The sequence below is a fragment of the Micromonospora sp. NPDC005237 genome, from assembly GCF_040607775.1.
Taxonomy (GTDB): domain Bacteria; phylum Actinomycetota; class Actinomycetes; order Mycobacteriales; family Micromonosporaceae; genus Micromonospora.
The window spans coordinates 115777-142465 of the sequence record NZ_JBEXHJ010000002.1; the positions used below are offsets into that span (position 1 = coordinate 115777).

The following is a 26689-nucleotide window of genomic DNA, read 5'->3' on the forward strand; positions in this document are numbered from 1 at the left end:
GCTGGGGGGACCTGGCGGCGGGCGCGTGTCGACGACCCGGTTCTGCCCACGGGCAGAACCTCCCCCGTTCGCCGATACGCTCCAGAAGCTACCGGGCCCGGCGATAAGAAATCGATAAGCGACGTTCGCGCAGGTCAGCACCCCGCATCGACGACACTGGCAGCCAGTTCGGCGAGGCGGCGCTCGACATCGAGGCGTTCCGGTACGCCCATCCGACGGAAGATCGCCAACGCCCGCTCCCAGTGCCGCCGGGCCTCGGCCGGGTCGACGGCCTTGAAATGCTCCGCGAGGCCCGCCAGTGCACGCCCCTGCTCGTGCGGGTGTGCGATCCGCGTCGCCAACCGCAGGGCCTCGCGGTGCATCTCGGCTGCCGCACGGTCCCGCCCGCGTGCCCGCAGCGTGCGGCCCAGTTCGTTCAACGCCGCGGCCTCGACATGCCGCTCGCCCGAACCGACCGCGAGGGTCCGAGCCAACTCATGCTCCTGCTTGGCCTCCGCCAAGCGACCAAGACCGCGGTAGGCGATGCCGAGGTCGAGGCGTACCTCTGCCTCGCCGTAGCGGTGGCCGGTGCGGTCGCGAAGCGCCAGCGAGGCCCTGAGGATCCTGATCGCCTGATGGAAATCTCCCATTCGGGTGCGTACCGATCCGATATGGCTGAGAGCGTTGAGCACGTGGAACTCGTTCGAGTTGGTTCGGGCCCAGGCCAGGTGACGCCGGTGAATCCATAACGCCTCTTCGTAACGGCCCAGTGACGTGAGGGCGATACCAACGTTCGGTAACGCGTTCGGCGCTCCTGCGTTGCCGTAGCCCCGGTAGTCACGCAGATGTTCCATACCGAGTGCCACCGCCTCGGTCAGATTGCCGCTCCAGTAGTGGACCGGGGCAAGATTGGCCTGGTAGCGAGCCGTGTTCAGCACGTCCCGGGATTCCTTGGAAAGCTCGACCGCGCGGGTCAGATGTTTCAGGGCTTCCCGGTTGTCGCCGGTCCGGACGTAAGCGGAGGCCAGGTAGTTCTGCATCAGCGCCGTCGACTCGGCGTTGCCCGTCGCCTCTGCCGCTGCCAGCCCCTGCTGGTGGGTCACGATGATGTCCTCGAAGTATCCGCGGATGTAGCAGAATCGCCACAGGGCACGAGCCAGCCGCCAGGCGTGCTCGTGGAAGCCCGCCTCATGTGCCGACGCCACCATCGTCACCAGGTCCGCCCGTTCGGCTTCCAACCACTCGGCGCTCGGCTCGCCAAGAGCCTCCAGCAATTCAGGCCGACCGAACGGGAGATGACTGACCTGGCTTTCGATGACAACGGGCTCGATAATCTCAGCAATCCGCAGTGCCGCTGCCAGGGTGAAGTCGAGCAGTTGGGCCAGGGCTGACCGGCGGTCCTGCGCCGAATCGACGTACAGGCATAGCTCGACGGAGTACTGGCGCATGAGGTCGTGCAATCCGTATTGCCTGGAGTTCAGATCCTCCACCAGGTGCCTGTCGGTGAGGTCGTCGAGAGCCGCGTGAGCTTCCGCCACCGCCAGCCCGGTCAGTGCCGCGACCGCCGTTGGGCTGAACCGGCTACCGGGGTACAGACCCAGAAAGCGAAAGACCCGCTTGGTCGACTCGGGGAGAGGTTCGTAGGAGGCGGCGAACGCACCGGTGACTGTGCTGTTCTCCCCGGCCAGATGAGGGAGAACCGACGCCGCGCCGGCCATCTGTGCCGCGAGATCCGCCAAGCGCCAACCACGTCGGTGCGCCAGCCGGGCGCCGGCCAGCCGAATCGCCAGAGGGAGATGGCCGCACCGCCGGACCACCTCGACCGCTGCTTCCGGCTCGGCGTCGACCCGTTCCCGCCCCACACTCGCAGCCAACAGGTCGACGCCCTCTCCAGACGACATGACCGGCAGGGACTGCGACGCGCCGAGGTCCGGGTGGGTGAGTCGGCGTCGAGACGTCACCAGCACGACGGCGGTGGGCTCGATCGGCAGAAGCGGCAGGATCTGGTCGCTGCTGGCGGCGTTGTCCAGAATGATCACCGACCTCCAGCGGGCCAGTTCGCGTCGCCAGAGTTCCGTCCTGTCGTCGAGGTCAACCGGCACCCGCTCAGGCGGCACCCCAAGCTGGCGAAGCAGGACGACAAGAGCCGACGCCGGTCCAATCAGGTCCTTCTCGCCATGCCCCCGCAGGTCGACGTACAAACGGGCATCCGGGTACCGATCGCTCAGCCGGCGGGCCAGGTGCACGGCAAGTGTTGTCTTGCCGCTGCCGGCCATTCCGTCGATGACGTGCACGGCCGGTACGCGATCCTCGACACGCCGCGTCTCCGCCAACAGCCTGGCCACGACGGCCTCCCGACCAACGAAGTCGGTGACCGAACGAGGCAGATGATCCACCGCTGCGACTGTGGGCATCTGCTTCGTCGTCGGGTCACCCGCCGGTCCTGGTGGGGACCCAGCAAGGCGCCCAGCCGTGCCTTTGCTCAGGCCGGTGACGACGGGTTCCCGGCTCGGCGCCTCGGTGAGGATCCTGCGCCGCAACTTTTCGAGGTTGGCCCCCGGGCGCACCCCCAGCTCCGTCATCAGATGCCTGCGAATCTCGTCATACGCGACAAGCGCCTCCGCGTTGTCACCGCGCTCGTGCAGGGCCCGCATGAGAAGGAGGTATGTCGGCTCTCGGAGCGGATGAAGGGCAGTCACCGCGCGCAGTGACGGAATTGCGAGATCATCCCGCCCGGATCGCAGATGAACCTCGGCGAGGAGTTCCACGGCCAGAAGACGCTCCTCCTCCGCAGCGACGGTTCGAGCCGTCAGGACGGGCCCAAGCGGGATGCCGGCGAGCATGGGACCCTGCCACCGCACCAAAGCGCGGCCCAGCAGTTCCGACGCACGCGACAGGTCGCCAGCGCCCAGAGCATCCCGGCCAGCGTAAAGCTCGTCCTGGAAGCGGAAGACGTCGATCACATCCGGCCGCAAGGCGAGGCGATAGCCGTTCCCCTGCCGCACGAGAGTCGCGTCCGCGAGCGCTAACGTCTCGAACTCCCGGCGAAGATTGGCCGCATAGGTCCGCACATTCGCCACAGCGGAACGCGGAGGACGGTCGGCCCACAGCTCGTCTATGAGGCCGGACAACGTCACCAACTGGCCTGGCTGGACCGCGAGCATCGCGAAGATTACCCGTTGTTTGGGCGTACCCAGGTGCAACTTGTGGTCGGCAAGCAGCACCTCCAGGCCACCCAGCAGGTTGATCTCCACCGGCCCTCCGAATTCGCGTCTATCGGTGTCTAGCTGATCACACTGGGGAAGGTTAACGGTGGTCAGAATGCACGCCAACCCCCCAACGAGACACCCCAACTCCACACCGACCAGGCGACGGAGAGCAGATTCTGTCCGACCGGATTGACCCTGAGCCCAAACTGACGGATGAGGCCAGGCGCACATCCTGGCCACACTAGGGAGGAGGCGACAACGCCGATAGCCTCTCAGCAGCGCGCAAGCTGCGGATCGCCAGTGCAGCACGACCGCGCTCCGCTCAGGTGGCATGGACAGACCGTCACAAAGGCCGCTGGCTTGGCTAATGTTGCGTATACCGACATTTATCGCTACTAAAACTGCCTAACTCCTCTTAGGCTCCCATCACGAGAACGGATCCGGAATACGGAAACGGCCGGACGAGTGGAGGGAGCATGCAATGCGCGGCAGCGACTGGTTCTGACATCGAAGTAGCACTGAGCGGTAAGCTCCTGTCGTCAACAGGTAACTGTGGGCGACGACAGGAGCTTCATGAGCCAGGTGTCACCGCAGAGTCCCCGGGCAGATCGGTCGCTTCTGCTGCTCGTCGGTCTCATCGTGGTCATGGCAATCGTTCCCACAGTCATCGCTGGGGCCAACGTGTTGACCCGTCGCCCCGTCTCGGTAGGCGACGGTGCGACATTCGTAGCGCTGACCTTCATGACTGCGCTTGGCACGATCGTCATGGCACCTATCCGAATTCGCTCGACCACACACGGCATCACCTGGGTCGAGACGGCGATCGTGATAGGGCTTGCCGTGGCACCACCCGCCTGGGTGGTACTGGCGACCGGGGCTGGCGTCGGTATCGCATCAGCCATCATGAAGCTGCCGATGATCAAGGCGGCCTTCGGAGTCAGCAAGAACATTTTGGTGGCTGGTGGAGCAGGCATCACCACTTTGGCCATCCCCTGGCAGTGGCCGCCGGCCGGCGTGGTCGAGCTGGCCACCTTGCTCGGGGCGATCTACCTGGTGGCGGCACTCCTCGACGACCTGCTGGCCATCCCGGTGATCGCGCTGGCCACCGGGACACCGGTCTCCCGTCAGTTCTTGAACAACCTTGACCTGCGGATCGCCGGCTTCGGCGTGCGATTCATCGTGGCTGTCTGCACGCTACTCATCCTCCGCGAGGACCCCCGACTGCTGCTTGCCGTCCCCCCACTGATGTTGAGCCTGCACCTGGCCTACTCCGCGCGCATCCGAGGTCGCACCGAGCAGCAGGCGTGGCAGCGGCTCGCCCGTACCACCGACGCGCTCAACGTGGTCGACCTGGACAACGTGCTCACCACAGCCGTCACCCAGGCCGCCGAGTTGTTCTCCGCCGACGAGGTCGAGATCGAGCTGCGCGACGGCGGCCGCACCGTTCGGGGCGGCACCGGCGGCATCACCTTCGACGGACCGACCGGCACGCCCACCGACGTGGACGGCACCGTCGTGCCCACCCCGCTGGAAGGCCACGACCGCTCCGTCGACGTCGGCGTCCTGCGCCTGCGCTTCCGTGGGCCGGTCCAGCTCTCCGAGCGGGAGCAGTACACCCTGCGTACCTTCGCCTCGGCGCTCTGCACGGCGGTCCGCAACGCCCAGGCGTACGCCGAGCTGGCCCGCGTCGCCGACGAGCACGCGTACGCCGCCACCCACGACGCGCTCACCGACCTCGCAAACCGGCGGCACCTCCTCGACCGGGGCACCGAGCATCTCAGTGCCCGGCACGCCGACGGGGTGACCGCACTGGTGTTGATCGACCTCAACCACTTCAAGGAGGTCAACGACACCCTCGGCCACGCCGCCGGTGACCAGGTGCTGGTCCAGGTCGCCGATCGGCTGCGCGGGGCCGCCCAGTCCAGCGATCTGGTGGCCCGCCTCGGCGGTGACGAGTTCGCCGTACTCCTGCGCGGGCTGCCGGCCCCCGCGGTGGCCGCGCACCGGGCCGAGACGCTGCTCGCCGCCCTGCACGAGCCGTTCGAGCTGGACGGCATGCGGATCAGCGTCGAGGCCAGCGGCGGGATCTCCGTCGCCCCGGCCAGCGGCGGCATGGCCGAGCTGCTGCGCCGCGCGGACGTCGCGATGTACCAGGCGAAACGGGCCGGGCAGCGGATCTCCACGTACGCCCCGACCCGGGACACCGCCGACCTGAGCCGCCTCACCCTCGGCGGCGACCTGCCCCGTGCCGTGGCCGACCACGAGTTCATCGTCAACTTCCAGCCGATCGTCGACCTGGGCACCGGCGAGGTGACCAGCGCGGAGGCCCTGGCCCGCTGGCACCACCCCACGCACGGGCTGATCGATCCGCTGCGCTTCCTGGAGGCGGTGGAGCGTTCGGGAATGCTGCCGGCCTTCGCCGAGGCGATCCTCGACCAGGCCCTGATCGCTGCGGCCAACTGGCGCGACGCCGGCTTCGACGTACCGGTCGCGGTCAACGTGTCGCCGCGCAGCCTGCTCGACGCACGCTTCCCGGGCTCGGTGCTGGCCCGGCTGCGTGCCCACGACCTTCCGCCCGATCGGCTGGTGCTGGAGCTGACCGAGACGTTGACCCTCAGCCAGCTCGACGTGGTCGACCGGGTGCTCAGCCGGCTACGCGACGAGGGCGTGCGGTTGGCGCTGGACGACTTCGGCACCGGCTACTCCTCGCTCTCTCTGCTGTCCCGGATCCCGGTGCACGAGCTGAAGATCGACCGCAGCTTCGTGACGACCATGGAGAGCTCGGCCGAGGCCGCCGCCGTCATCCGCTCCACCCTCGACCTGGGCCGCAGCCTCGACCTGGCGGTGGTCGCCGAGGGCGTGGAGAGCGAGCCGCAGCGACGCGCCCTCTGGGAGTTGGGCTGCGTGGCCGGCCAGGGCCACCTCTTCGCCCGGCCGATGCCCGCCGGCACCCTGCTCGCCGCGTTGCAGCGCGGGTCGGGTGGCCAACCCGGCACTCTGGCGCCACCGCTGCACGACACCGGCGCGGTGATCCGGCTGAGCCAGACCCGCCGCCAGGCCGGGCGCTCCCGCCCCGACCGCCTTCCCCACCTCCCCGCCTGAGCGGGGCACGAGCACGACACGGCGAGCAGAGGCGCCGCCGCCGGTGTGACCGAGGCCGGCCCGAGCCCCGCGGACAATCGGGTGAGCAGCGAGGTCTGCCAGACTGGCGCTCGTGATCGCCGACGCCCCGACCGCCCGCCGCCACCGCTGGCGGACGCTCGACACCGCCGCCGGTGGGCTCGCCCTCGACCTGGGCCTCTACGCCGTGTCGGCCGTCTTCGCGGCGATCACCGCGGTCACGTCGACCCTGCTGCCGCACCGGGCCTGGGGTGCGGTCGCCGCCGTCGGCTACCTGGTCGCGACGGTGGCGGTGATCGTTCAACTCCTCCTGCGCCGGCGCAACCCGGCGACCCGACCGGCCGGCCTTCCGGCCCGCTGGGCGGTGACCGGTTTCGCGTGGGCGAGCACCGCGCTGCTACCCGTGCTCTGGCAGAGCGTCGAGCGGGCCACCGGACGCACCGACCGCGCGCAGGAGGAGGTGCTGGTCGTCGAGCAGGCCGGCATCCGCCTGCTCGAGCACGGCACGCCGTACCTCGGCCGAGACGCCATCGCCGCCCTGCCGGCCGGTGAACAACTGCTCGGGTACACGCCGTACCAACCGGGCATGGCGTTGTTCGGCCTGCCCCGGGCACTCGCCGACACCTGGTGGACCGATGCCCGGGTGTGGTTCGCGGTGGGCACCGCGCTGGCGCTCGCCCTGGCCGTGGCCACCCTGCGCGCCGCGCGCGGCACCGTCGGCGGCCCTCTCGTCGGGGCGCACCGGTCCGATGCCGCGCTGCTGCGGGGCGTGCAGGCCGCCACCGTCCTGCCGATCTGCGCGCTCACCCTCGCCACCGGCGGTGACGACATGCCCGTACTCGCGCTCTGCCTGCTGGCCCTCGCACTCGCCGCCGCCGGTCGGCCCGGCCGGGCCGGCCTCGCGGTCGGGTTGGCGGGCGCGCTGAAGCTGTTCGCCTGGCCGATCGCCCTGGTCCTGATCGTCTGGGGTCTGAACCGGCGAGCCGGCGCCCGGGTCGCGGCCGGCGCGATCGGGTTACCCGTCGCCGCCCTGCTCCCGGCTCTGCTGGTCGACCGCGACGCGCTGACCGAGAACGTGCTGCGGTTCCCGCTCGGGCACGGCCTGGTCACCAGCCCGGCGCAGTCTCCGTTCCCCGGTCAGCTGATCGCCGCCACACTCCCCGGTGGCCGGCTGATCGCCGCCGCCCTGCTGGTCGCGGCAGGCGTGGCCATCGCCGTCCGACTCACGCGCCGCCCGCCGGGCACGGCCGCCGCCACCGCGCTGATCTGCGGGTACGGACTCCTCGCCGCGATCGCGCTGATGCCCTCCACCCGATTCGGGTACCTGCTGTACCCGCTGGCCCTGCTCACCTGGGCACCCGCCCTGCACAGCCCGGACGCCGCACCGACCACCCCGACGCCCGACCGCCTGCCCGGTCGGACCACATCGGTCTAACCGGCGGGCGAAACGCCGCCGCACGGCGTACACCTGAAGGCATGACCACGTACCGCGACCGCGCCGAGGCGGGCCGGGTGCTCGCCGAGCGGCTCACCGCCCTCGTCGGCGAACCGGACACGGTCGTCCTCGGCCTCGTCCGCGGCGGCGTACCGGTGGCCCGGGTCGTCGCCGAACGGCTCGGCGCCCCCCTCGACGTGCTGGTCGTCCGCAAGCTCGGCATGCCGTGGGCCAGGGAGGTCGCCTTCGGCGCGCTCGGCCCGGGCGGGGTGCAGGTGCTCAACGACGCGATCGCCAGCCGCCTCAGCAGCGATGACATCGCCGAGGTCAGCCAGCGCGAACAGGTCGAGTTGGAGCGCCGCGAGCGGCTCTACCGGGGTGGTCGCCCACCGCTGGACCTCACCGGGCGCGTCGCCGTGATCGTCGACGACGGTCTGGCCACCGGCGCCACCGCCCGCGCCGCCGTCGAGGTCGTCCGCCGACTCGGCGCGCGCCGGGTGGTGGTGGCCGTGCCGGTCGGCGCGCAGGAGGCGTACGAACTCCTGGCGGCCGAGGCCGACCAGGTCGTCTGCGCGCAGCGCCCGTCGGATTTCGGCGCGGTGAGCGTCTACTACGACGACTTCCACGAGGTCTCCGACGACGAGGTCACCGACGCGCTCACAGCAACCGCTTAGCTCGACCAGGTACCGTCGGGTGATGAATAGCCTCACCTGTCCCAAGTGTCACGGCGAAATGCGTCAATACGAGCGCAGTGGTGTCGTCATCGACCAGTGCGGGGAGTGCCGAGGCATCTTCCTCGACCGCGGCGAGTTGGAGAAGCTGTTCGAGGCAGAGGCCAACTGGAGCCGCCAGCAGGCCGGCGGCCCGCCGCCGCAGCCCGTCCAGCAGCCGGGCGGCTACCCGCCGCCGCACGCCCCGGCGCAGCACCAGCCCGGCTACGGCGCGGTCCCCCCGCCGCCGCCCCCGCCGCCCGTCCACGGCTACCCGCCGGCACCTGCCTACGGTCAGCAGCACCAGGGCTACCACGGGCACTACCGGCACAAGAAGCGCAAGGGCTTCCTCGACGAGATGTTCGGCTGAGCCCGACCGCGGAGTCATCCCAGGTGACATGCCTCTGAGTCGCGGCTGTGACTCAGAGGCACGTCACTCGTGGCCCAGCCACCCACGCCGTCGATGGTTGGCGGCCGAGGTGCGTCATGCGAGGCTGCATCGCATGACCGAGATCCGGCCGGACGAGGCTCTCGCCCAGGCGTACGACGGCATCACGGCGGTGGTCGACGGCCTGGACGACGCAGACCTGCAACGAGCAACCCGCTGCCAGGGCTGGCTCGTCGCGGACCTGCTGCTGCACGTCCTCGGAGACGCCCAGCGGGCACTCGTGGCCCTGGCCAGACCCGTCGACGGTCCCGCCGACGTGGACGACGTGTCCTACTGGCGCGGCTTCCCGGGCGGCGATGACCAGGCCGCCCGGCACGCCTGGTGGGTCCGCCGGTCAGCGTCCGCCTTCGACCGCCCGACCGGCATCGTCCGGCTGTGGGAAGAGACCGCCCCGGCGGCGGTCCGCGCCGCCGCGTCGGCAGACCCCGAGGGGTACGTGACCACACAGGGCCACGTGCTGCGCGTTCCGGATTTCCTCGCCACCCTGACCACCGAGGCCGTCGTGCACCACCTCGACCTGACGGCGGAGTTGCCGGACGCGCCACCACCCGGCCCACTTGCGGTACGCGTCGCGGTGGCGACGATGGATGGTCTGCTGAGCGACGACGCCGTCCGCCCCGCCGGGTGGGACGACCACGAGTTCCTGCTGAAGGCCACCGGCCGAGTCCCCCTGACCGACCGGGACCGGATGGAGCTGGGTGAGTCGGCGGGCTGGTTCCCCCTGCTCGGGTGACCCGATCCGGTACCGCTCAGCCGATGGCCATGTCGACGAAGCGGGACAGGTGCAGCTGGGCCGCGACCGTCACCGTGTCGGTCGGCCCATTCCGATGCTTAGCCACAATAAAATCCGCCTCCCCCGCCCGCGGCGACTCCTTGTCGTAGTAGTCGTCGCGATGCAGAAGGATGACAACGTCGGCATCCTGCTCAATTGAGCCAGATTCGCGCAAATCAGACAATTGGGGGCGCTTGTCGGTGCGCTGCTCGGGGCCACGGTTCAGCTGACTCACCGCGATGACCGGGCACTCGACCTCCTTGGCCAGCAGCTTCAGGCCACGGGAGAGGTCGGCGACCTCCTGCTGCCGGCTCTCGGTGCGCTTCGGCGAGGTCATCAGCTGGAGATAGTCGACGACGATCATCTTGAGGTCGTGTCGCTGCTTGAGCCGGCGGGCCTTCGCCCGGATCTCCATCAGGTTCATGCTCGGCGTGTCGTCGACGAAGAGCGGCGCCTCGCTGATCTCGCCCATGCACCGGGCCAGCTTGGTCCAGTCGTCGTCGGAAAGTTGCCCGCTGCGCAGCACGTGCAGCGGCACCCGCGCCTCGGCCGAGAGCAGTCGCATGACGATCTCGACCTTGCTCATTTCGAGCGAGAAGATGGCGGCCGCCTGGTTCGCACGAATAGCAGCATTTCGGGCAAAGTCCATACTTGCCGTAGATTTACCCAAACCAGGCCGGCCGGCAACGATGATCAACTGCCCGGCGTGCAGGCCGTTGAGTAGCCGGTCCAGGTCGGTGAAGCCGGTCGGCACACCGGTCATCATCCCGCCCTGCGCACCCACCGCCTCGATCTCGTCGAGCGTCGGCTGGAGCATGTCGGCCAGGACCGCGAAGTCCTCGCTGACCCGGCGTTCGGTGACGTCGTAGACGGCCTGCTGCGCGAGGTCCACGACGTCGTCGACGTCGCGGCTGCCGCCGCTGGCGGTGCCGTAGCCCAGTTGCACGATCTTGGTGCCGGCCTCGACCAACCGGCGCAGCACCGCCCGCTCGCTGACGATCCGCGCGTAGTAGGCGGCGTTGGCGGCGGTGGGCACGCTGGCGATGAGGGTGTGCAGGTAGGGCGCCCCGCCAACGCGGACGAGGTCGCCGGAGTCGGCGAGTGCCGCCGCAACGGTGATCGAGTCTGCCGGCTCACCCCGGCCGTAGATGTCCAGGATGATGTCGAAGATGGTGGCGTGCACCGGCCGGTAGAAGTCGTTGGTCTTGAGGATCTCGACGACGTCGGCGATGGCGTCCTTGGAGAGCAGCATGCCGCCGAGGACGCACTGCTCGGCCGCGACGTCCTGGGGCGGGGTCTTGTCGAACTGGCCGTCCCGCTGCACGGGCGGCTGGCCGCCGCCGGGCCGTGACTCCGCCCGCCTGTCGTCGGTGACCGACACGGGTCCCCCCTCCACTGCGTCGGATCCGGTCCCAGCTCTACCGCCGGGGTACGACAGTTCTCCTCCGACCAGGCCGGTCGATCGGGGGCCATCGCGCCGGCGGTCGAGGGCCAACCATACGGACCCCGAGGTCAGCGACTCAACAAGCCCGGTGGACGGGCCTCGGGACAACCTGTGGACACCGGTGCACAAGCATGTGCGCAGGGTGTGCACAGGCTGTGGACAACGGTTGGGGAATTCTCGGCCACAAGCCACTGAGCTGCTGAAACGCGGTCCCCAGCCTGTGGAGGAGAATATTTCGGTCGGTTCTGTGACACGATCTTCCCGTACTATCTCCAGCGAACGGCTACACCTGGACAGCGGATTACGCTTTCGGTTCAGAAGGGTCACACTCCGGCCGTGAGTTACCGGGACTGGGGACGCGGGGAGGGCAGCCCGCGCGAGCGCCCGCCGACCGCCTCGTGGGGTGGCCCCATGCTGCCCGCTCCGGTCGAGCCGTACGACGAGGACGCGCGCTATCGCACCTCCAGTCGGCGGCGCGCGCTCGACCGTGGGCAGGACGAACCGGTCGACGCCTACCTGCCGCGATGGGCGCTGGAGTCGGGAGTTCGGCACGCCGACGGCGGCGGCCGGCACGCCGCGCCCGACGAGGACGAGGACGCGCCCGAGGACGAGCCCGAGGTCGAGGTCGAGGTCGAGGTCGAGCGTCCGAGTTCCGGGGGCGGCTGGCGAAGCACCGAGACGACGGGTGCCCGACGGCGTGCCGTCGAGACGGGTTGGCGTGAGCGGCCGGCGATCGGCGCGGGCCCCGATTCGGACCACACCCGGGAGTGGACGCTCGACCGACCGCAGGATGGGGGGTACGCCGGCCGTCGGCGTGCCAACGCGGCAGAGGAGGAGCCGGTCTCCGGCGCGGTCCCGGACCGTCGTCCCCGCCGTGCGCCCGTCGGCCGGCCCCAGGTGATCTGGTCCGGTGGGGACCTGGAGTCCGACCCGGCCGACGGGACGTCTCGTCCGGAGCCGAGCCGGCCGACGCGGCGCAGCCGACGGGCGGCGGAGGAGTCCTGGACGCGTCCGGCGGTGGATCCGTGGGAACGCGGATCGGAGCGGGCGGCGGAGCCGGACCCGTCGTACGCGCCCGCGGTGGACCCGTGGGACGCGTCGGGTGTGCACGCCTGGCCGCCGGCCGGCCCGGACGGCGCCGACCTGAGCGAGCAGTGGTCGCAGGCGGAGAACATCGGTGGCTGGGAGCGGTCGGACCGCACCGGCCAGTGGGAACGCTCGGCGGTCGAGGACGACCAGTGGGACCGGACACTCCCACCCCGTTCCGACCGGTTCACGGCGGCCGAGGGATGGCCAAGCCGGGACAGCGGTTTCTGGTCCGGCACGCGGTTGTCCGGCGACGATCCGCGCTGGATGGATACGACGACGTCGGCACCCCGGTCGCCGGTGGTGGGTTACACGGCTCCGCGACCGCGCAGTGCTCCCGTACCCCCTGATGGCGCCCGGCGTCGGTCGGACCGGCCGCCGGTCGGCGCGGCGTCGGTCCGACGGCGGGTGGAGTCGGTGGCGACGGGCGGTTGGGCGCGTCGTCTGGAGGACGACCTGCTCGACCCGGATCCCGGTGGGTCCGTCCGGCCGCTGCTCTACACCGCCGCCTGCTACCTGGTGCCGGCAGTGCTGATCTTCCTGTGGTTGCTGACGCTGGACGGGCAGGCGCCGGCCGGGTGTGTCACCGACATCAGCGGGGGTGGCTGCGACTCCGCCCGGTCACGCGCGTTGGAGTCGCTGCTGGCCGGCTCGCCGCGTTTCGGGTTGGCGCTGGTGAGCAGTCTGGTGGTGGCGGCCCTGCTGCGGCGGGTCGGCACGACGTGGCGGTCGGCCACCATCGCGCTGGCCGCCGCGGTGGTCGGCGGTGGCCTCTCCACGGTGCTGATCAGCGCGGTGACCGGTCAACCGATCGGCTGACGGCGAGCCGGGCACGCCAGGGCATGCGCGAGGGCCCGCACCGATCGCTCGGTGCGGGCCCTCGTCGTGGTGCAGCTGGTCGTCAGCCCTGAACGACGTTCAGGTTGAACGACGCGGTGACCTCGGGGTGCAGCTTGATCTTCACCGGGTAGGTGCCGGTCGACTTGATGTGACCGGGCACCTCCAGCCGGCGGCGGTCGAGGACCGGGCCGCCGGCGCCCTTGACGGCGTCGACGATCTCGGCCGAGGTGACCGAGCCGAAGAGCCGACCGCCGTCGCCGGCGCGGGCCTTCAGGTTGACCTTGAGACCCTCGAGCTGACCCTTGACCTCGTTCGCGTGGTCGAGGTCGCGGATCTCGCGGGCCGAACGGGCCCGCTTGATGACCGTGACCTGCTTTTCCGCGCCCTTGGTCCAGGCGATCGCGAAGCCCTGCGGCAGCAGGTAGTTACGGCCGAAGCCGTCCTTGACCTCGACGATGTCGCCCGGGGCACCGAGGCCGGACACTTCCTGAGTCAGGATGATCTTCATATCGGTGCCTCCTCTCAGCGGGCCGTTGCGGTGTACGGCAGGAGCGCCATCTCGCGGGCGTTCTTGACCGCGCGGGCGATCTGCCGCTGCTGCTGCGAGGTCACGCCGGTGACCCGCCGAGCGCGGATCTTGCCGCGGTCGGAGATGAACTTGCGCAGCAGCGCCGTGTCCTTGTAATCGATATAGGTGATCCCGTCCTTGTCGAGCGGGTTCACCTTCTTCTTCGGCTTGCGAAGTGCCGCAGCCTTGGCCATTGACCTTGCTCCTGGTTTGCGATCGCGGGCGCTCGGCGCCATTAGAACGGAGGCTCCTCGTCGAAGTTGCCGCCCGAACCGGCACGCGCGGGAGAGGGTGCGGCCGAAGCCCAGGGGTCGTCGAAGTTGCCTCCGCCGCCACCCTGGCCACCACCGCCGCCACCACCGAAGCCGCCGCCACCGCCACCGGAGCGGGACATCTTCTGCACCTTCGCCGTGGCGTAGCGCAGCGACGGGCCGATCTCGTCGACCTCAAGCTCGATGACGGTGCGCTTCTCGCCCTCGCGGGTCTCGTAGGACCGCTGACGCAGCCGGCCCGAGACGATCACGCGGGCGCCCCGCTGCAGCGACTCGGCGACGTGCTCCGCCGCCTGACGCCACACGGTGCAAGCCAGGAAGAGCGGCTCGCCGTCCTTCCACTCATTGGTGGTCTTGTCCATGAAACGGGGCGTCGAAGCGACCCGGAACTTGGCGACCGCCGCACCGGACGGGGTGAACCGCAACTCGGGGTCATCGGTCAGGTTGCCGATGACCGTGATGGTGGTGTCTCCTGCCATGACCATCTCCTCGCGCACTCAGCGTCTCGTCGTACAGGCTCTCAGAGCCGTACGACAGAGTCGCGGAGGCTGATCCGGGCGAACCGGGTTGAATGCCGGACTGAATGCTTAGCGCATCTCCGGCCGGATGACCTTGGTGCGCAGCACGGACTCGTTCAGCCGGAGCTGACGGTCCAGCTCGGCCACGGCAGCAGGCGTAGCCTGCAGGTCGACGACGGCGTAGATGCCCTCGGCCTTTTTGTTGATCTCGAACGCGAGGCGCCTGCGGCCCCACACGTCCGTCTTCTCAACCGAGCCACCCGCGGTCCGAATCACGTTCAGGTACGTGTCGAGCGACGGGGCGACGGTGCGTTCCTCGAGGCTGGGGTCGAGGATCACCATGATCTCGTAATGACGCAAGACGTGCTCACCTCCTGTGGGCTAAGCGGCCACGGTCCTTCCGTGGCAGGAGGTCGTGCGTCGCTGCCCGCACGTGCCGGGGGAACCCGGCCGGACGCGGACAACCTGACCAGGATACCCGGTCCGGACGATCATGCCCGGGGTGGTCGGGCCAGTGCCCCGGGCGTGCTGACGGGGGCCCACCACCCGACCGTCACTGGTCGGTGGCGAGCCCCCGTCAACGAGGCCGCGGAGCGTCCCGTCCGCATTCCTTGGGTGGGACCTGGGGAGGAACGACCACACCGATGAGGTTGGACCGAAGACGCCCCGCGGAGCTTTATCGTGTTGTTATCTGACGATACAACGGCTCTCGTCCCTTGTCGGGGCAAAAGGCAGAATTTTCCGAGATTCTGCAACGGCGGAGATCTGGTACGTCGAGGGGTCGCCCCCGCGGTGCCGGGCCGCGCCGCGGGGATGACCTCGCTCTCGGGCCGACGAGCGACGACTGCCATGCGCGGCGGACCCGCCACGCGCAGCCCCGGGCCGTGCTCGCCGGGTTCCATCCCATCAACGATCGTCGAGCAGCCGGGGTGACGCGACGAGCGACGACACCGCGCCGGCCGTCGCCGCAGCCGTCGGGGTCGCGACGTAGGCTCGCTGCCATGCGTATCGGAGCCCACGTCGATTCGACCGACCCGCTGGCGGAGGCGGCCGCCCGGTCCGCCGACACCGTGCAGTTCTTCCTCTCCGACCCGCAGGGATGGAAGGCCCCCAAGCCGCGGGAGGACGCCGAGCGGCTGCGCGCGGCCGAGGTCGACCTCTACGTGCACGCGCCCTACGTCATCAACGTGGCGACCCTCAACAACCGCATCCGGATCCCCAGCCGCAAGCTGCTGCTCGGGCACGCGACCGCGGCGGCCGCGATCGGCGCCAAGGGCCTGATCGTCCACGGCGGGCACGTCAACGCCGGGGACGACCTGTCGGTCGGCTTCGACAACTGGCGCAAGACCTTCGCGTACGCGGCGGACTCTGGCGGCTTCGGCGTCCCGGTCCTCATCGAGAACACCGCCGGCGGCGACAACGCCTGCGCCCGCCGGCTGGACGCGCTGGCCCGGCTCTGGGACGCCATCGGCGACCACGAGGTTGGCTTCTGCCTCGACACGTGCCACGCGTACGCCGGTGGCGAGGAGTTGCTCGGCCTGGTCGACCGGGTGAAGGCGATCACCGGTCGGATCGATCTGGTGCACGCCAACAACTCCAAGGGCGCGTTCAACTCCGGCCAGGACCGGCACGACAACCTGGATGGCGGGACGATCGACCCGGAGCTGGTGGTGGCCGTGATCCGGGCCGCCGGGGCGCCGGTGGTCGTCGAGACCCCGGGCGGCGTGTCCGGTCAGGCGGCCGACATCGACTTCCTCCGCCAGCAGCTCGGGACGGAGCGCCCGGCCGCATGACCACCGGACAGCCCGGGAACCCCCGGCCCACTCCGACCGACGACGCCCCGAGCCGACCGGCGCCGACGCGCGCCGGGGACCCTCCCGCCCCGCCGGCTTCCGCCACCGCCACGTCCTCCACCGACGCGACCGCCAACACCGACGCGGACCGCCCGCCCCGCGCCGATGACACGCCATCCGGCACCGCTGGGGCCGAGGGCGCCACCGCCCCGAACGGCCGACCAGAGCGCGACGCCACGAAGAACTACATCGCCAAGGTCGGCGGCAGGAAACCCGCCGCGAAGCGCGGCAGCACGAAGGGCGCCGCGCTCAAGGACGTCGCAGTCAAGGACGCCGCGGTCAAGGACGTCGCAGTCAAGGACGCCGACGAGGCCGAGGGTACGAAGGCGGATGACGCCGACGGTCCGCGAAAGGCCGACGGCGACGCGAAGCCGGGCGACGCGAGGCCGGTCGAGGCCGAACGCTGGGAGGCGTTCGCCTCGGCGCCGGAGCCGCGGCCCAGCCGACTCAGCCGAGCCGCCCGCGCCGTCGGACGGTTCCTGATCCACGAGTGGACCCTGGCCACCCTCGGCGCGCTGGCGCTGGCCGTGCTGATGACCTGGCCGACGCTGCGCTACCCGCGCTACACGCTTCCGCAGGACCACTGGGACCCGAGCCTGCAAGCCTGGCAGATGGCGTGGTCCGGGCACATCCTGCTGGCCGACCCGGCGCGACTGTGGCAGTCCAACACGTTCTTCCCGGAGCTGTGGAGCTTCGCGTTCTCCGACACGCTGCTCGGCTACGCCCCGGCCGGGATGCTCGGCAGCGGCCCCGAGGACGCGGTGCTGCGCTACAACATCGTGTTCGTGCTGGCGCACGCGCTCGCCACGCTCGGGGCGTACGCCCTGGCCCGGCAGCTCGGTGCTGGTCGGATCGGCGCCGCCGTGGCCGGGGTCGGCTACACCTACGCGCCGTGGCTGCTGGCCCAGGCCGGGCACCTGCACGTGCTCTCCAACGGTGGCATCCCGCTGGCGCTCGCGATGCTCGCGCGGGGGCACGGCTGGTCGCTACGGCACGGCTACCGGCCGGAGCGGCGGCACGACGGCTGGGTGTACGCCGGCTGGCTGGTGGCGGCCTGGCAGGTCAGCCTCGGCTTCGGCATCGGCCTGCCGTTCGCGTACTTCCTGGCCGGCGCGGTGCTCGTCGTCGCGGTGCTGTTCGGAGTTCGCCGGCTGAAGTCCGGCCGGGCGCTGCCGTTCGGCCGCCGCCTCCTCGTGGCCGATGTGGTCGGTGGGGTGTTCTTCGCCGGGGTGGGCCTGCTGATGGCGTTCCCGTACTTCAAGGTGACCGAACTGCACCCGTACGCCGAGCGGACGATCCGCGACATCAGCATCTTCTCGCCGCCGGCGTCCGGCTTCGTGACCGCACCGGCCGAATCGCGGATCTGGGGTGGGTTGCACGAGGGCGCCCGCGCGGCGCTGCCGTGGCATCCGGAGATGACGCTGCTGCCGGGCTTCGTGCTCTACGCGCTGGCCGCCGGTGGGCTGTTCTTCTCGGTCTGGCGGCTACGGCACCGGTTGCTGCTGCTCGTCGGGGTGCTGGTGACGATGGCCTTCGCGATGGGCACCCGCTTCTTCGACGGCACGTTCACCTACGTGCCGCTCTTCGAGCACGCGCCGGGCTGGAACGCGCTGCGTACTCCCGGCCGGTTGATGCTGTGGACCACGTTGCTGCTCGCGTTGCTCGCGGCGGGCGCGGTCACCGCCCTCACCGACCGGGTCCGTGAGCTGGCGGCGCAGCGGATCCCGTCCTGGCCCGGGCCGTGGCTGCGGATGGCCACCCTGCTGCCGCTGCTGCTGGTCACACTCGAGGGCCTGAACGCCACCCCGCATCCGGTGGTGCCGGCCCAGCCGGCGGCGATGCGCGCGGCAGAGGGACCGCTGCTGGTGCTGCCCAGCAACCAGAGCATCGACCAGCACGTGATGCTCTGGTCGACCGACGGGTTCCCGGACGTGGTGAACGGCGGCAGCGGTTTCACGCCTCGGCAGCTCGACGACGTCCGTCGGGTGAGCCAGTCGTTCCCCGACCAGACGAGCGTCGACTACCTGCGGACGTTCGGCGTCCGCACGGTGGTGCTGCTCCGCAGCCAGGTGCCCGGTACGCCGTGGGAGATCACCATCGACGCGCCGGTCGAGTCGCTCGGCATCACCCGCCAGGACGTCGGCGACGCCGTCGTCTACCGACTCTGACGCCTCTCGCTACCTGCGGTTTGCCTGGCAGCACGTCCGCCCGCCGGACCAGTGCCATGGCGTGGTCACCCAGCGGCCTGCCGATGGCGTCAGTATCACGGCGGCGATCCATCGTTGGCAGCCAATGGGGTCGACGCACCCCGGGCCGCGCACCCGGATCGGTCGCAGCCACGCTCAGCGACGGCGCGTGACGGTCGGCCGATGTGACGGCGATGAGATAGCAATGACCACACATCCCACCCTGAGGGCTCCCTGATCCCCCGGTGCTATCCGCGCGTACTTCAGCCACCACGGCGCTTACGTTCCGGCCTCTCGCACGGCATCTGAAGACGAATGCGGCCTGCATCGAGTCCGAGAGGAGTCTGATGGCTCGTCGACGTTCCCGATCTCCGGCACTACTCATCGCCGCGGTGGCTTGTGCGGTGCTGCTTCCTCAGTCGGTGCACGGCGTGGCATTCGCAGCAGCCGCGCCGCTTGCTCCGGCACCTACGGCGGATACCCCGTCGTTTACGGTCGATCCGCAGCGTCGGGCTGATCTCCTGACCGAAGGCTATAAGGAGTCGCAGGACGTCGCGTGGACGACGTCGGGAGACGGCGACGGCTTCCATGTGCTCGCCGCGACCGCCAGCAGCGGTTACACGTGGCGGACCGTGGCCACTCTTGCAGAGCCGGGCTTCGATGCGGACCAGTGGATCGGCAACGCCTGCCTGACCGGTTCCGGTCGGCGGCTCGTTGTCGTCTACGCGCCGCGCACCTTCACCAACAAAGCTGATCTTTTCGATCGCGGCGGCTTCACGGCAACTGTCGACCTGGTGACCGGCTCGGTGCGCAAGCTGCCGGTGCAGTCATCGCTGGCCTACTTCAACCCGGGCTGCGGCGCGGACGAGACGGCGGTCCTCACGCAGCTGGGCGGCCAGCTACCGAACGACCAGGTCGACGGGCCCGCTCGTACGCGACTGTTCCGGCTCGATGCCGGCAAAGGCGAGCTCTCGCGACCGATCTTCGTCAACGCCGAGGTCACCTCTGCCCTACCGGTGGGGCGCACCATCGTGGCAGCCGGGGGTTCGCGCCTGGTGCAGGTGGGAGGCGGCGGCACACTGACGCCCGTCGCCGCCACCTCGGGAACCCCATTCCAGCTCAAGGCGGACGGCGGCGGCGGTGTCGTGTTCATGGACCGCACGGGTGACCGGGTACGGGTCCGGCGTGCCGTTCCTCAGTCGAAGAACGAACCGCGAACGCTCGCGGAAGGGCAACTGTCCAAGCTGAGCGTCACGCCTGGCGCTGGTGGCCGGGCCTTCATCACCGGTCAGGCGGACCGGACGCACGCACTACCGAAGAACGTGTCGAAGGTCGAGGTGGCAGCCGGATCCCAGCTGTCTTCGCACGGGCAGTTGGCGTTGACCGAGGTCCGCTGGGCCGGTCAGGCCGACCCACGGGTTGCGGTCCCGGACCCGACGTCGCCGCGGCAGGTGAAGATTCAGGCCACCGTGTTGACCAACGGCAAGAAGGTCGATTTCCAGGTGCGACCCGGCGACGCTTCGGACGCCCAAGCCGCCGAGGGCAGGCGCATTCATCCAAAACTCTCGTCGGCCGGCGGGGGTAGCCGGGCCTCGGCAGCCGCCGCAGGCTCCCCGACCAACCCCGTGGAGGCGGAAGCCTACTGCTCGGTCCCGCGCAACGATCCGCGCAACCAGGCATTGCAGCCCAAGCCGCGCCAGGTCGAGTGGGCAGTCGACCAGGCAATTACCAATTCGCTCTACGTGCAGCGGGAGGCCAACTGGAAGAACCTCGGCATGTCTGCGTACCGACCTCAGGATCTGTTCCCGCCGATCCCGTTGGTCGGCGGTGGCCGCGTTCCGGCCCAGGTCATGCTGGGCATCGCAGCGCAGGAGTCGAATCTCTGGCAGGCGTCCTTCCACGCTGTCCCGGGCGTCACCGCCAGTCCGTTGATCGGCAACTACTACGGCCGCGATATCTACAACGGCAAGGAGGAGGACGACTGGGACATCAGATGGGAAGAGTCAGACTGCGGGTACGGCGTCACACAGGTCACTGACGGTATGCGGTTGGCGGGCCGGGAGAAGGAAGGTGAGGTCGCCCTGCCCGCGTACAAGCAGCGTGCCATCGCTCTGGATTTCGCCGCGAACGTCGCCGCCGGGCTGCAGATTCTGCAGTCGAAGTGGAACGAGACCCGGACCGCCGGGTTGATCGTCAACAGCGGGGATCCCGGAGGGCTCGAGCACTGGTTCTTCGCTCTCTGGGCCTACAACAGTGGCTTCCACCCGGACCGGGGCGACGGATCCCCGTGGGGCGTCGGTTGGGCAAACAACCCGATCAACCCGAGATACCGGGCCGACCGCGCGCCCTTCCTGGAGTACACGTACGCCGACGCGGCGAATCCGCAGTTCTGGCCGTACCAGGAGAAGGTGCTCGGTTTCGCCGGACACCCGCCGGAGTTGCTGGAGGGCCCGGACCAGTTGGTCTCGGGTTTCCGGGCCGCGTGGTGGAACGACACTCGGCAGCGGATCACCGTCAAGCCGCCGATCGATCTGTTCTGCGACGACTCGAACTACTGCCACCCAGGGGAGTTGAACGTTCCGGATGACCCGGATGTGGTGGGCGAGGAAGCCGGCCCCTGCGCCCACAAGAACGCCGCCGGCCGCTTCGATCTCGTGTGTTGGTACAACCGGCCGGTGAAGTGGAAGGAGGGCTTCGAGGCCGGCAACGAGGTGCTCCGATTCGATCCCGGGTACGCCTACCAGGAGGATGCCACGAGCTACGCACCAAACTGCAGCCTGTCGGGCTTGCCGAGCGGTGCTCTTGTCATCGACAACGTCGTCGACGGCACACCGTCCGTCCGGCCGGGCTGCGGACGGCCCTGGACGAACGCCGGCACCTTCAATCTGGACTTCGCCGCAGACAGCACTGGTCACTACCCGTCCAAGGTCGATTTCCACCAGATCGGCGGGGGATTCGGAGGCCACTTCTGGTTCGCGCACACCCGGCGGCCCAGTGACCAGGGAGGCAAGTTTCGGGTGTCCGGAACGTGGTCGCTGAGCCAGCAGCTCCAGGGCTGGGCCCGGGTGATGGTGCACATGCCCGACCAGGGCGCGCACACCCGTCAGGCCGAGTACCAGGTAGACCTCGGCCAGGGCTTCGACAAGGGCAAGAAGCGAGTCCTACTGCAACGCACCCAGGAGCACCGCTGGGTGTCCCTGGGTGTCTTCAAGTTCGCCGGCACTCCCCGCGTCCGGCTGTCGACCGACACCCAGGACGGCACCGGGGTGGAGGACGTGGCGTGGGACGCGATCGCGGTGCAGAAGCTGAACGCGAAGCCGCGTCATCAGGTCGTGGCCCTCGGGGACTCGTACTCCTCCGGCGAGGGAGCGTCGGAGAACCGTGGTGCCGACTACTACCGCGAGACCGACTTCAAGCAACTCAACGGCGATGAGGTGCTGTTCCAGAATGACTGCCACCGCTCCAAGTACTCCTGGTCACGGCAGGCGGTGCTGTCGGACAACTCGGCATCGATCGGCAGCCGGGCCGACTCCTGGGATCCGCAGCTGGATTACCAGTTCCATGCCTGCTCGGGAGCCCGGACTCACAACCTCCTGCCCTTCAGTACCGTTCCGACCGGGCAGTCACCGCCGGCGAACGCGTTCAACAAGACGGGCAGCGGCTCGTACGGCGAGGTGTCCCAACTGGACAAGGGCTTCCTCGACGAGAACACCACTCTGGTCACCCTGTCCGTCGGGGGTAATGACTCCGAGTTCAGCAAGGTGATCCAGGAATGCATCTACGGGTCCGGCCTCCAACTCTGCCAGGACAGTACGTTGAAGGGCGATACCGAGCCGGCGAGCACGGCCACCAAAAAGCGCATCGAAGGGCCGGTCAAGGAATCAATCAAGATCGTGCTCAGAGAGATCCAAAAGAAGGCACCAGCAGCCAAAATCCTGCTGATGGGCTATCCCAAGCTGGTCGAAGGGTACTGCGTCCTCGGTATCGGCGCGGGCGAACTGCCCTGGCTCAACTCCACAGCCGAACTCCTCGCGACGAAGATGGAGGAGGCGGTCAACGAGGTCAAGGCCGAGGGGGTCCAGGTGTGGTTCGGCAATCCGATCCAGCGCTTCTCGGGCAAGGCAATCTGCGGTTCACCGGAGACGGTGAACGGTGTCATCAAGGACCTCACCGCAGGTGAAGAGGGACCGCTCAAGAGCCCGATACCGGACTCGTGGAACGTCTATGGGGCGTCGCAGCAGTCGTTCCACCCGAAGATCAGTGGCGCCGGTATCTACGCTGAGGTGATGAACGACGTCACGCGGGGAAAGATGGGGCTTTGACCAGACCTTCATCATCCGTGCCCGCGGGAAGGCTCTTCGGCTTTCTCGCGGGCACGGCCTTGGCCGCGTCGAGCCTCGGCTGCGGCGCCCCTGACCAGGAGCAGGAGGCCACGGATAAGGCCACGGCTGTGGTCCGCGAGAAGGCGGAACGGTCCCGGCAGGCGATGTCGAACGCGCTGGCTGACCCCTCCGCCCCGCGCCAGGAGGCGCTGCTCGGTGCGGTCGCCGAGTTGGTGGAGAGCGGGGAGCGCAATGGGTTCGTCTTCGGTCGCCGGTCTGAACCGGGTGATCGGATCTGGCTGGACGTAGCCTTTGACGGCACCGGCTACGCCGGAGGGCTCGCGCCCGCCGAGGTGACGGTGCGGCTCTGTGTACGGTTCAGCGGCGCCCGGAGTGCAAAGCCCGAGGTGACGATGTCAGACACCGATTGTGACACCGGCCTCGACCGGACACTCGGCCAGGCGGACACGACGGTCGGCCTACGGAAGTGATCGCTCCTCCGGTACGGCTCCGGTCAGGCGAGCAGGTGCTCACCGTCGGAATCGACGCCGTGCCATTCGCTCCCGGCGGCGGCACGTAACGGAGGTGCCGCATCCCAGCGCGGTACGGCACGCACAAGCCACAGCGTCAGACCCGCACGTCCCCCTCGGTGACCGTCGTCGGGGTGCTGGAGCGTAGGCGGAAGCGGTCGATCCAGCCGACGTCGGGTGCGCCGTCGAGCACGCCGCCGTCCGGGTCGTCGGCATAGGTGGCCCGTACCGCGTCCTGCTCGGGGTGCAGGATCTCCCGGATGACCAGGACGCAGAGGGTCACCACGGTCGCCAGTCGCAGCGTCGAGGCCAGCACGAACACGCCCTCCGGGAAGACCGGCCGGCTGGTCGCCGCGCCGAGCAGCTCACCGTAGAAGGCGACGAAGTAGCAGACCTCGGCGAGCTGCCAGGCCAGGAAGGCACCCCACTTCGGGCGGGCCAGCACCACCAGCGGCAGCATCCAGAGCACGAACTGCTGGGACCAGACCTTGCTGAAGATGAGGAACGCGGCGACCACCAGGAAGGCGAGCTGGGCGAGCCGCGGCCGGCGCGGCGCCCGCAGCGCCAGCACGGCCACGCCGAGGCAGGCCAGCCCGAACAGGGCGTACGAGATGGTGTTGAGCGCGGGGATGTTGGCGTTCAACCATTCGAACGGGCCCTGCTGGCCGGGGTCGTTGCCGACCTTGCCGTCGAGGTAGCGCCCGATGTACCAGAGCGTCCCCCAGTCGATCGGCCGGGTGGTGTTCAGCTCGAAGAACCGACCCCAGTTGTCGGGGTTGGCCCGGTAGGCGGGCAGGTTCACCAACACCACGGCCACCACCGCCGCGCCGAGCGCGGTGAGCGCGGCGCGGAGCCGGTTGGCCCGCAGCGCCAGGACGAGGATCGGCCCCAGCACGAACAGCGGCCAGAGTTTCGCCGCGCCGGCCAACCCGAGCAGCACGCCGGCGACCGCCGGTTGTCGCCGGGCCCAGGCCAACAGACCGAACGCCGCCAGTCCGATGGCGAGCAGGTCCCAGTTGACGGTGGCGGTGAGCACCAGCGCCGGGGCGAGCGCGAACAACGCGGCGTCCCAGGGTCGTCGGCGGCGCAACGCCAGGATCACCGCCACGGTGGCCACGGCGAGCGCACCGAGCACGAGCGCGTTGAGGTTGTAGAACCACTGACCCTGGTTGATGCTCGGGTCGCCGTCGCCGATGGCGTGCACCGGCAGACCCAGCGCCCCCATGAAGTAGCCGGTCAGCACCGGGTACTCCACCGGGTGGTCCCGGTAGGGCACCTTGCCCTCGTTGAGGCCCTCCGCGTAGTAGAGGGCGAGCACGTCCGTGTAGCAGAACCGGGTGTATTGGACGTTGTTCTGCCAGGCGCCGTCCTGGCACGGGGATTTCTGCACCCAGTGCAGCGCGAGCGTGAGGCAGGCAAGCGCCAGGACGATCCGGACGGCGGTCCAGAACCGGCGTTCCTGCCCGGCCGGCCGATCCAGGGCCGTCGCGTGGTCGCCCAGCGGACCGCCGATCGCGCCGGAGAGGCCGCGGACGAACCCATCGGAGCGGGACGGGTGGTCGGTGGTTCCGGCGTCGTCGATGCCGGGCGTCGACTGGGTGCTCATAGAGAGGCATCCTGCCGTACTCGCAGTAGTACGTCATGTGTCCCGAGCCGTCCATTCAGGTGGCAACCCAGCGCGATCAGGGCCCGAGACCCGCCGGCCGCCGCCCGCACCCTGACCTGCTCCCCGCGCTCGGACTGTCCGAGCTGTGATCGATTGATGAGACAGCCGGACAGACTTCGCGCCAATCGGGCCACAGCATCGACTCGTTTGAGCCCTGCGAGCCCGTCATCACGGTGAGGGGATCGGATTGAAGGGTTCGGTAAGAACCATGGGGTGGCTGGTCACCGCCGGCGTGGCCAGTGCAGCACTCGCCGTACTGCCAGTGTCAGCGGAGGCAGCGGGAAGTACCGACAAGCCGGGCAGGGCGTCACGGACGTCTGCGGCCGCGGACAAGCTGTTCTCGGCTGACACCCAGGGCGCGACGCCGGCACAACGCGCGCGGATGGCCGCCGAGGCGCCGCTGGCCGCAGCGGCGGTACGTATCCGCACTGCTGCCGAGGCGAGGCAATCAGGCTTCGCGGGAGTGGCGCTTCGGCAAGGAACAGTGACTGTCTATTGGAGGGGCAAAGTCCCGGCGGACGTGCGCCGCGTGCTTGATCAGGAGGGTGCGCGCGTTCCGGTGAAGGTAGAGCCCGCCCGCTACGCGGCCCACGAACTCGCTCGAGCTGCCGAGAAGATCAGGGCCAGCGGCAACCGGTCGATACGGTCTGTCGCCTACACCGTGCGGGGCGACGGTATTACGGCCACCCTGTCGAGCGGTGCCAAATCTTCTCTCCAGCTGCCGGACGTCGGCGTGCCGGTCACGGTGCGGCGCGAGCCGGATCTGCCCGCGCTCGGCGGGAGGACCGGAACATCAGATGGCCGCAGCACCTCTGCTGGAGTTGCTGCCGCCGCAGTCACCTGGCCCAGTCCGAGCCGCCAGGATGACACGACGCCGGCATGGGGAGGCGCACACATCATCAACTCGAGCACTAACCGCGGCAATGGCGGTTGGAGTGTTCGACTTGATTCCGGCGAGGTTGTCGATGCCGACACGAAATGGCACTGCACCTCAGGCGTCCCGATTCTGGACGACGCCACGAACACCGAACTGATGGTCGGCCCGGCGAGTTGTGGTACTCCCGGTCAGACCTACGTTGACCCCAGCGGGGACGTGGTGAACGAGACGGCGGGCGTCAACGCAGCCTGGCATAAGCCAATCCGCGGCGTCACCTTGACCAAGCCGAAGGGTGGTGCCGATCCGGCTGTTTATGACGGCACTGGCTGGACGCAGGACGGTTGGCAGATCGATGCCTGGGAGTCGCCGATCGCCGGCCAACAGGTTTGTGTTTCGGGCGCCGAAACCGGCACCTTCTGCGGGGTGGAGATGACCGAGTTCGTCGGCAGCAACACCGTATGGATTGAGAGTTACCAGGGAGACCTGGAGGAGACAAGGGGAGTGTCGGTAATCAAGGCCGACATCAACGAGCCCGGCACCCTGTGGCCTGATCGCCGCACGTACATCCTGAAAGATGGAAGCCCATGTAATGGTTTCCCGTTCTACAAGGATTTCGACTCGATCGGGTGCAGCTCCATCGCGTTCGGCGATGGAGACATGGGTGGAGCGGTCTACACCATACCCAGGGAAGGACCCGAGTCCGGAATTCTGATCAAGGGGATCATTGTGCGGATTCACAGTGGGCGTGACGAGAACCCATTCAACTACGACATGGTGGGTGTCGACAAGATTGCGGCTGCGTACCCCAACATGACCGAACTGACCGTCCGCAACGACCGACGATGAAGGAGACT

The 26689-nt window shown here is 69.3% G+C and carries 18 protein-coding genes; 11 read left to right on the forward strand and 7 right to left on the reverse strand.

Going from position 1 to position 26689, the window contains the following annotated elements; all coding sequences use genetic code 11:
- Positions 1-134: 134 nt before the first annotated feature.
- On the reverse strand, positions 135-3233 hold the full coding sequence (locus tag ABZT87_RS05475; protein ID WP_355133846.1) for a BTAD domain-containing putative transcriptional regulator: 3099 nt from the start codon (positions 3231-3233) through the stop codon (positions 135-137).
- 600 nt (positions 3234-3833) lie between these two features.
- Here ABZT87_RS05475 and ABZT87_RS05480 point away from each other — a divergent pair.
- The 5 genes from ABZT87_RS05480 to ABZT87_RS05500 all read left to right on the forward strand — a co-directional run bounded on the left by ABZT87_RS05480 (position 3834) and on the right by ABZT87_RS05500 (position 9634).
- Positions 3834-6290: a bifunctional diguanylate cyclase/phosphodiesterase gene (locus tag ABZT87_RS05480; RefSeq protein ID WP_354855773.1), complete on the forward strand. Its 2457-nt coding sequence runs from the start codon at positions 3834-3836 to the stop codon at positions 6288-6290.
- Positions 6291-6402: 112 nt separating this feature from the next.
- Positions 6403-7743 (forward strand): glycosyltransferase 87 family protein, encoded by a 1341-nt coding sequence (locus tag ABZT87_RS05485; protein WP_355133848.1) that lies wholly within the window; start codon positions 6403-6405, stop codon positions 7741-7743.
- 41 nt (positions 7744-7784) lie between these two features.
- Positions 7785-8417 carry a phosphoribosyltransferase family protein gene (locus ABZT87_RS05490; RefSeq protein ID WP_355063386.1) on the forward strand — a complete coding sequence of 211 codons (633 nt, stop codon included), beginning with the start codon at positions 7785-7787 and terminating at the stop codon, positions 8415-8417.
- A 22-nt stretch (positions 8418-8439) separates the two neighbouring features.
- Positions 8440-8823: a zf-TFIIB domain-containing protein gene (locus ABZT87_RS05495; protein WP_234582683.1), complete on the forward strand. Its 384-nt coding sequence runs from the start codon at positions 8440-8442 to the stop codon at positions 8821-8823.
- A 133-nt stretch (positions 8824-8956) separates the two neighbouring features.
- On the forward strand, positions 8957-9634 hold the full coding sequence (locus ABZT87_RS05500) for a maleylpyruvate isomerase N-terminal domain-containing protein (RefSeq protein ID WP_355133850.1): 678 nt from the start codon (positions 8957-8959) through the stop codon (positions 9632-9634).
- A 16-nt stretch (positions 9635-9650) separates the two neighbouring features.
- On the opposite strand, the gene dnaB is transcribed toward ABZT87_RS05500, so the two are convergent.
- The gene (gene dnaB / locus ABZT87_RS05505) at positions 9651-11054 is read right to left on the reverse strand and encodes a replicative DNA helicase (RefSeq protein WP_355134582.1); all 1404 of its coding nucleotides are present in this window, start codon (positions 11052-11054) and stop codon (positions 9651-9653) included.
- A 399-nt stretch (positions 11055-11453) separates the two neighbouring features.
- Here dnaB and ABZT87_RS05510 point away from each other — a divergent pair, with 399 nt between their 5' ends.
- Complete coding sequence (locus tag ABZT87_RS05510) at positions 11454-13022, forward strand: hypothetical protein (protein ID WP_355133852.1); 1569 nt, start codon at positions 11454-11456, stop codon at positions 13020-13022.
- Positions 13023-13104: 82 nt separating this feature from the next.
- Here the strand turns inward: ABZT87_RS05510 and rplI are convergent, their stop codons facing one another.
- From rplI to rpsF, 4 genes are all read right to left on the reverse strand, one after another.
- Complete coding sequence (gene rplI / locus ABZT87_RS05515; RefSeq protein ID WP_007453817.1) at positions 13105-13551, reverse strand: 50S ribosomal protein L9; 447 nt, start codon at positions 13549-13551, stop codon at positions 13105-13107.
- 14 nt (positions 13552-13565) lie between these two features.
- The gene (gene rpsR, locus ABZT87_RS05520) at positions 13566-13805 is read right to left on the reverse strand and encodes a 30S ribosomal protein S18 (RefSeq protein WP_007073789.1); all 240 of its coding nucleotides are present in this window, start codon (positions 13803-13805) and stop codon (positions 13566-13568) included.
- A 41-nt stretch (positions 13806-13846) separates the two neighbouring features.
- Positions 13847-14380 carry a single-stranded DNA-binding protein gene (locus tag ABZT87_RS05525; RefSeq protein ID WP_234582687.1) on the reverse strand — a complete coding sequence of 178 codons (534 nt, stop codon included), beginning with the start codon at positions 14378-14380 and terminating at the stop codon, positions 13847-13849.
- A gap of 90 nt (positions 14381-14470) precedes the next feature.
- Positions 14471-14761, reverse strand: a complete 291-nt coding sequence (rpsF, locus tag ABZT87_RS05530) for a 30S ribosomal protein S6 (RefSeq protein WP_007453836.1) — start codon at positions 14759-14761, stop codon at positions 14471-14473.
- Positions 14762-15402: 641 nt separating this feature from the next.
- Here rpsF and ABZT87_RS05535 point away from each other — a divergent pair.
- The 4 genes from ABZT87_RS05535 to ABZT87_RS05550 all read left to right on the forward strand — a co-directional run bounded on the left by ABZT87_RS05535 (position 15403) and on the right by ABZT87_RS05550 (position 23253).
- A complete protein-coding gene (locus ABZT87_RS05535; RefSeq protein ID WP_355133854.1) occupies positions 15403-16194 on the forward strand; it encodes a deoxyribonuclease IV in 792 nt (263 codons plus the stop codon).
- Positions 16191-18422: a hypothetical protein gene (locus tag ABZT87_RS05540; RefSeq protein ID WP_355133856.1), complete on the forward strand. Its 2232-nt coding sequence runs from the start codon at positions 16191-16193 to the stop codon at positions 18420-18422. The genes ABZT87_RS05535 and ABZT87_RS05540 overlap by 4 nt, the downstream gene beginning before the upstream one ends.
- Positions 18423-18871: 449 nt before the next feature.
- On the forward strand, positions 18872-22762 hold the full coding sequence (locus ABZT87_RS05545) for an SGNH/GDSL hydrolase family protein (RefSeq protein ID WP_355133858.1): 3891 nt from the start codon (positions 18872-18874) through the stop codon (positions 22760-22762).
- A 17-nt stretch (positions 22763-22779) separates the two neighbouring features.
- Positions 22780-23253 carry a hypothetical protein gene (locus tag ABZT87_RS05550; RefSeq protein WP_355133860.1) on the forward strand — a complete coding sequence of 158 codons (474 nt, stop codon included), beginning with the start codon at positions 22780-22782 and terminating at the stop codon, positions 23251-23253.
- Between the two features lie 136 nt (positions 23254-23389).
- Here the strand turns inward: ABZT87_RS05550 and ABZT87_RS05555 are convergent, their stop codons facing one another.
- Positions 23390-24898 carry a glycosyltransferase 87 family protein gene (locus ABZT87_RS05555; RefSeq protein ID WP_355133862.1) on the reverse strand — a complete coding sequence of 503 codons (1509 nt, stop codon included), beginning with the start codon at positions 24896-24898 and terminating at the stop codon, positions 23390-23392.
- 268 nt (positions 24899-25166) lie between these two features.
- Here ABZT87_RS05555 and ABZT87_RS05560 point away from each other — a divergent pair, with 268 nt between their 5' ends.
- A complete protein-coding gene (locus ABZT87_RS05560; protein ID WP_355133864.1) occupies positions 25167-26681 on the forward strand; it encodes a hypothetical protein in 1515 nt (504 codons plus the stop codon).
- The last annotated feature ends 8 nt before the right edge of the window (positions 26682-26689 follow it).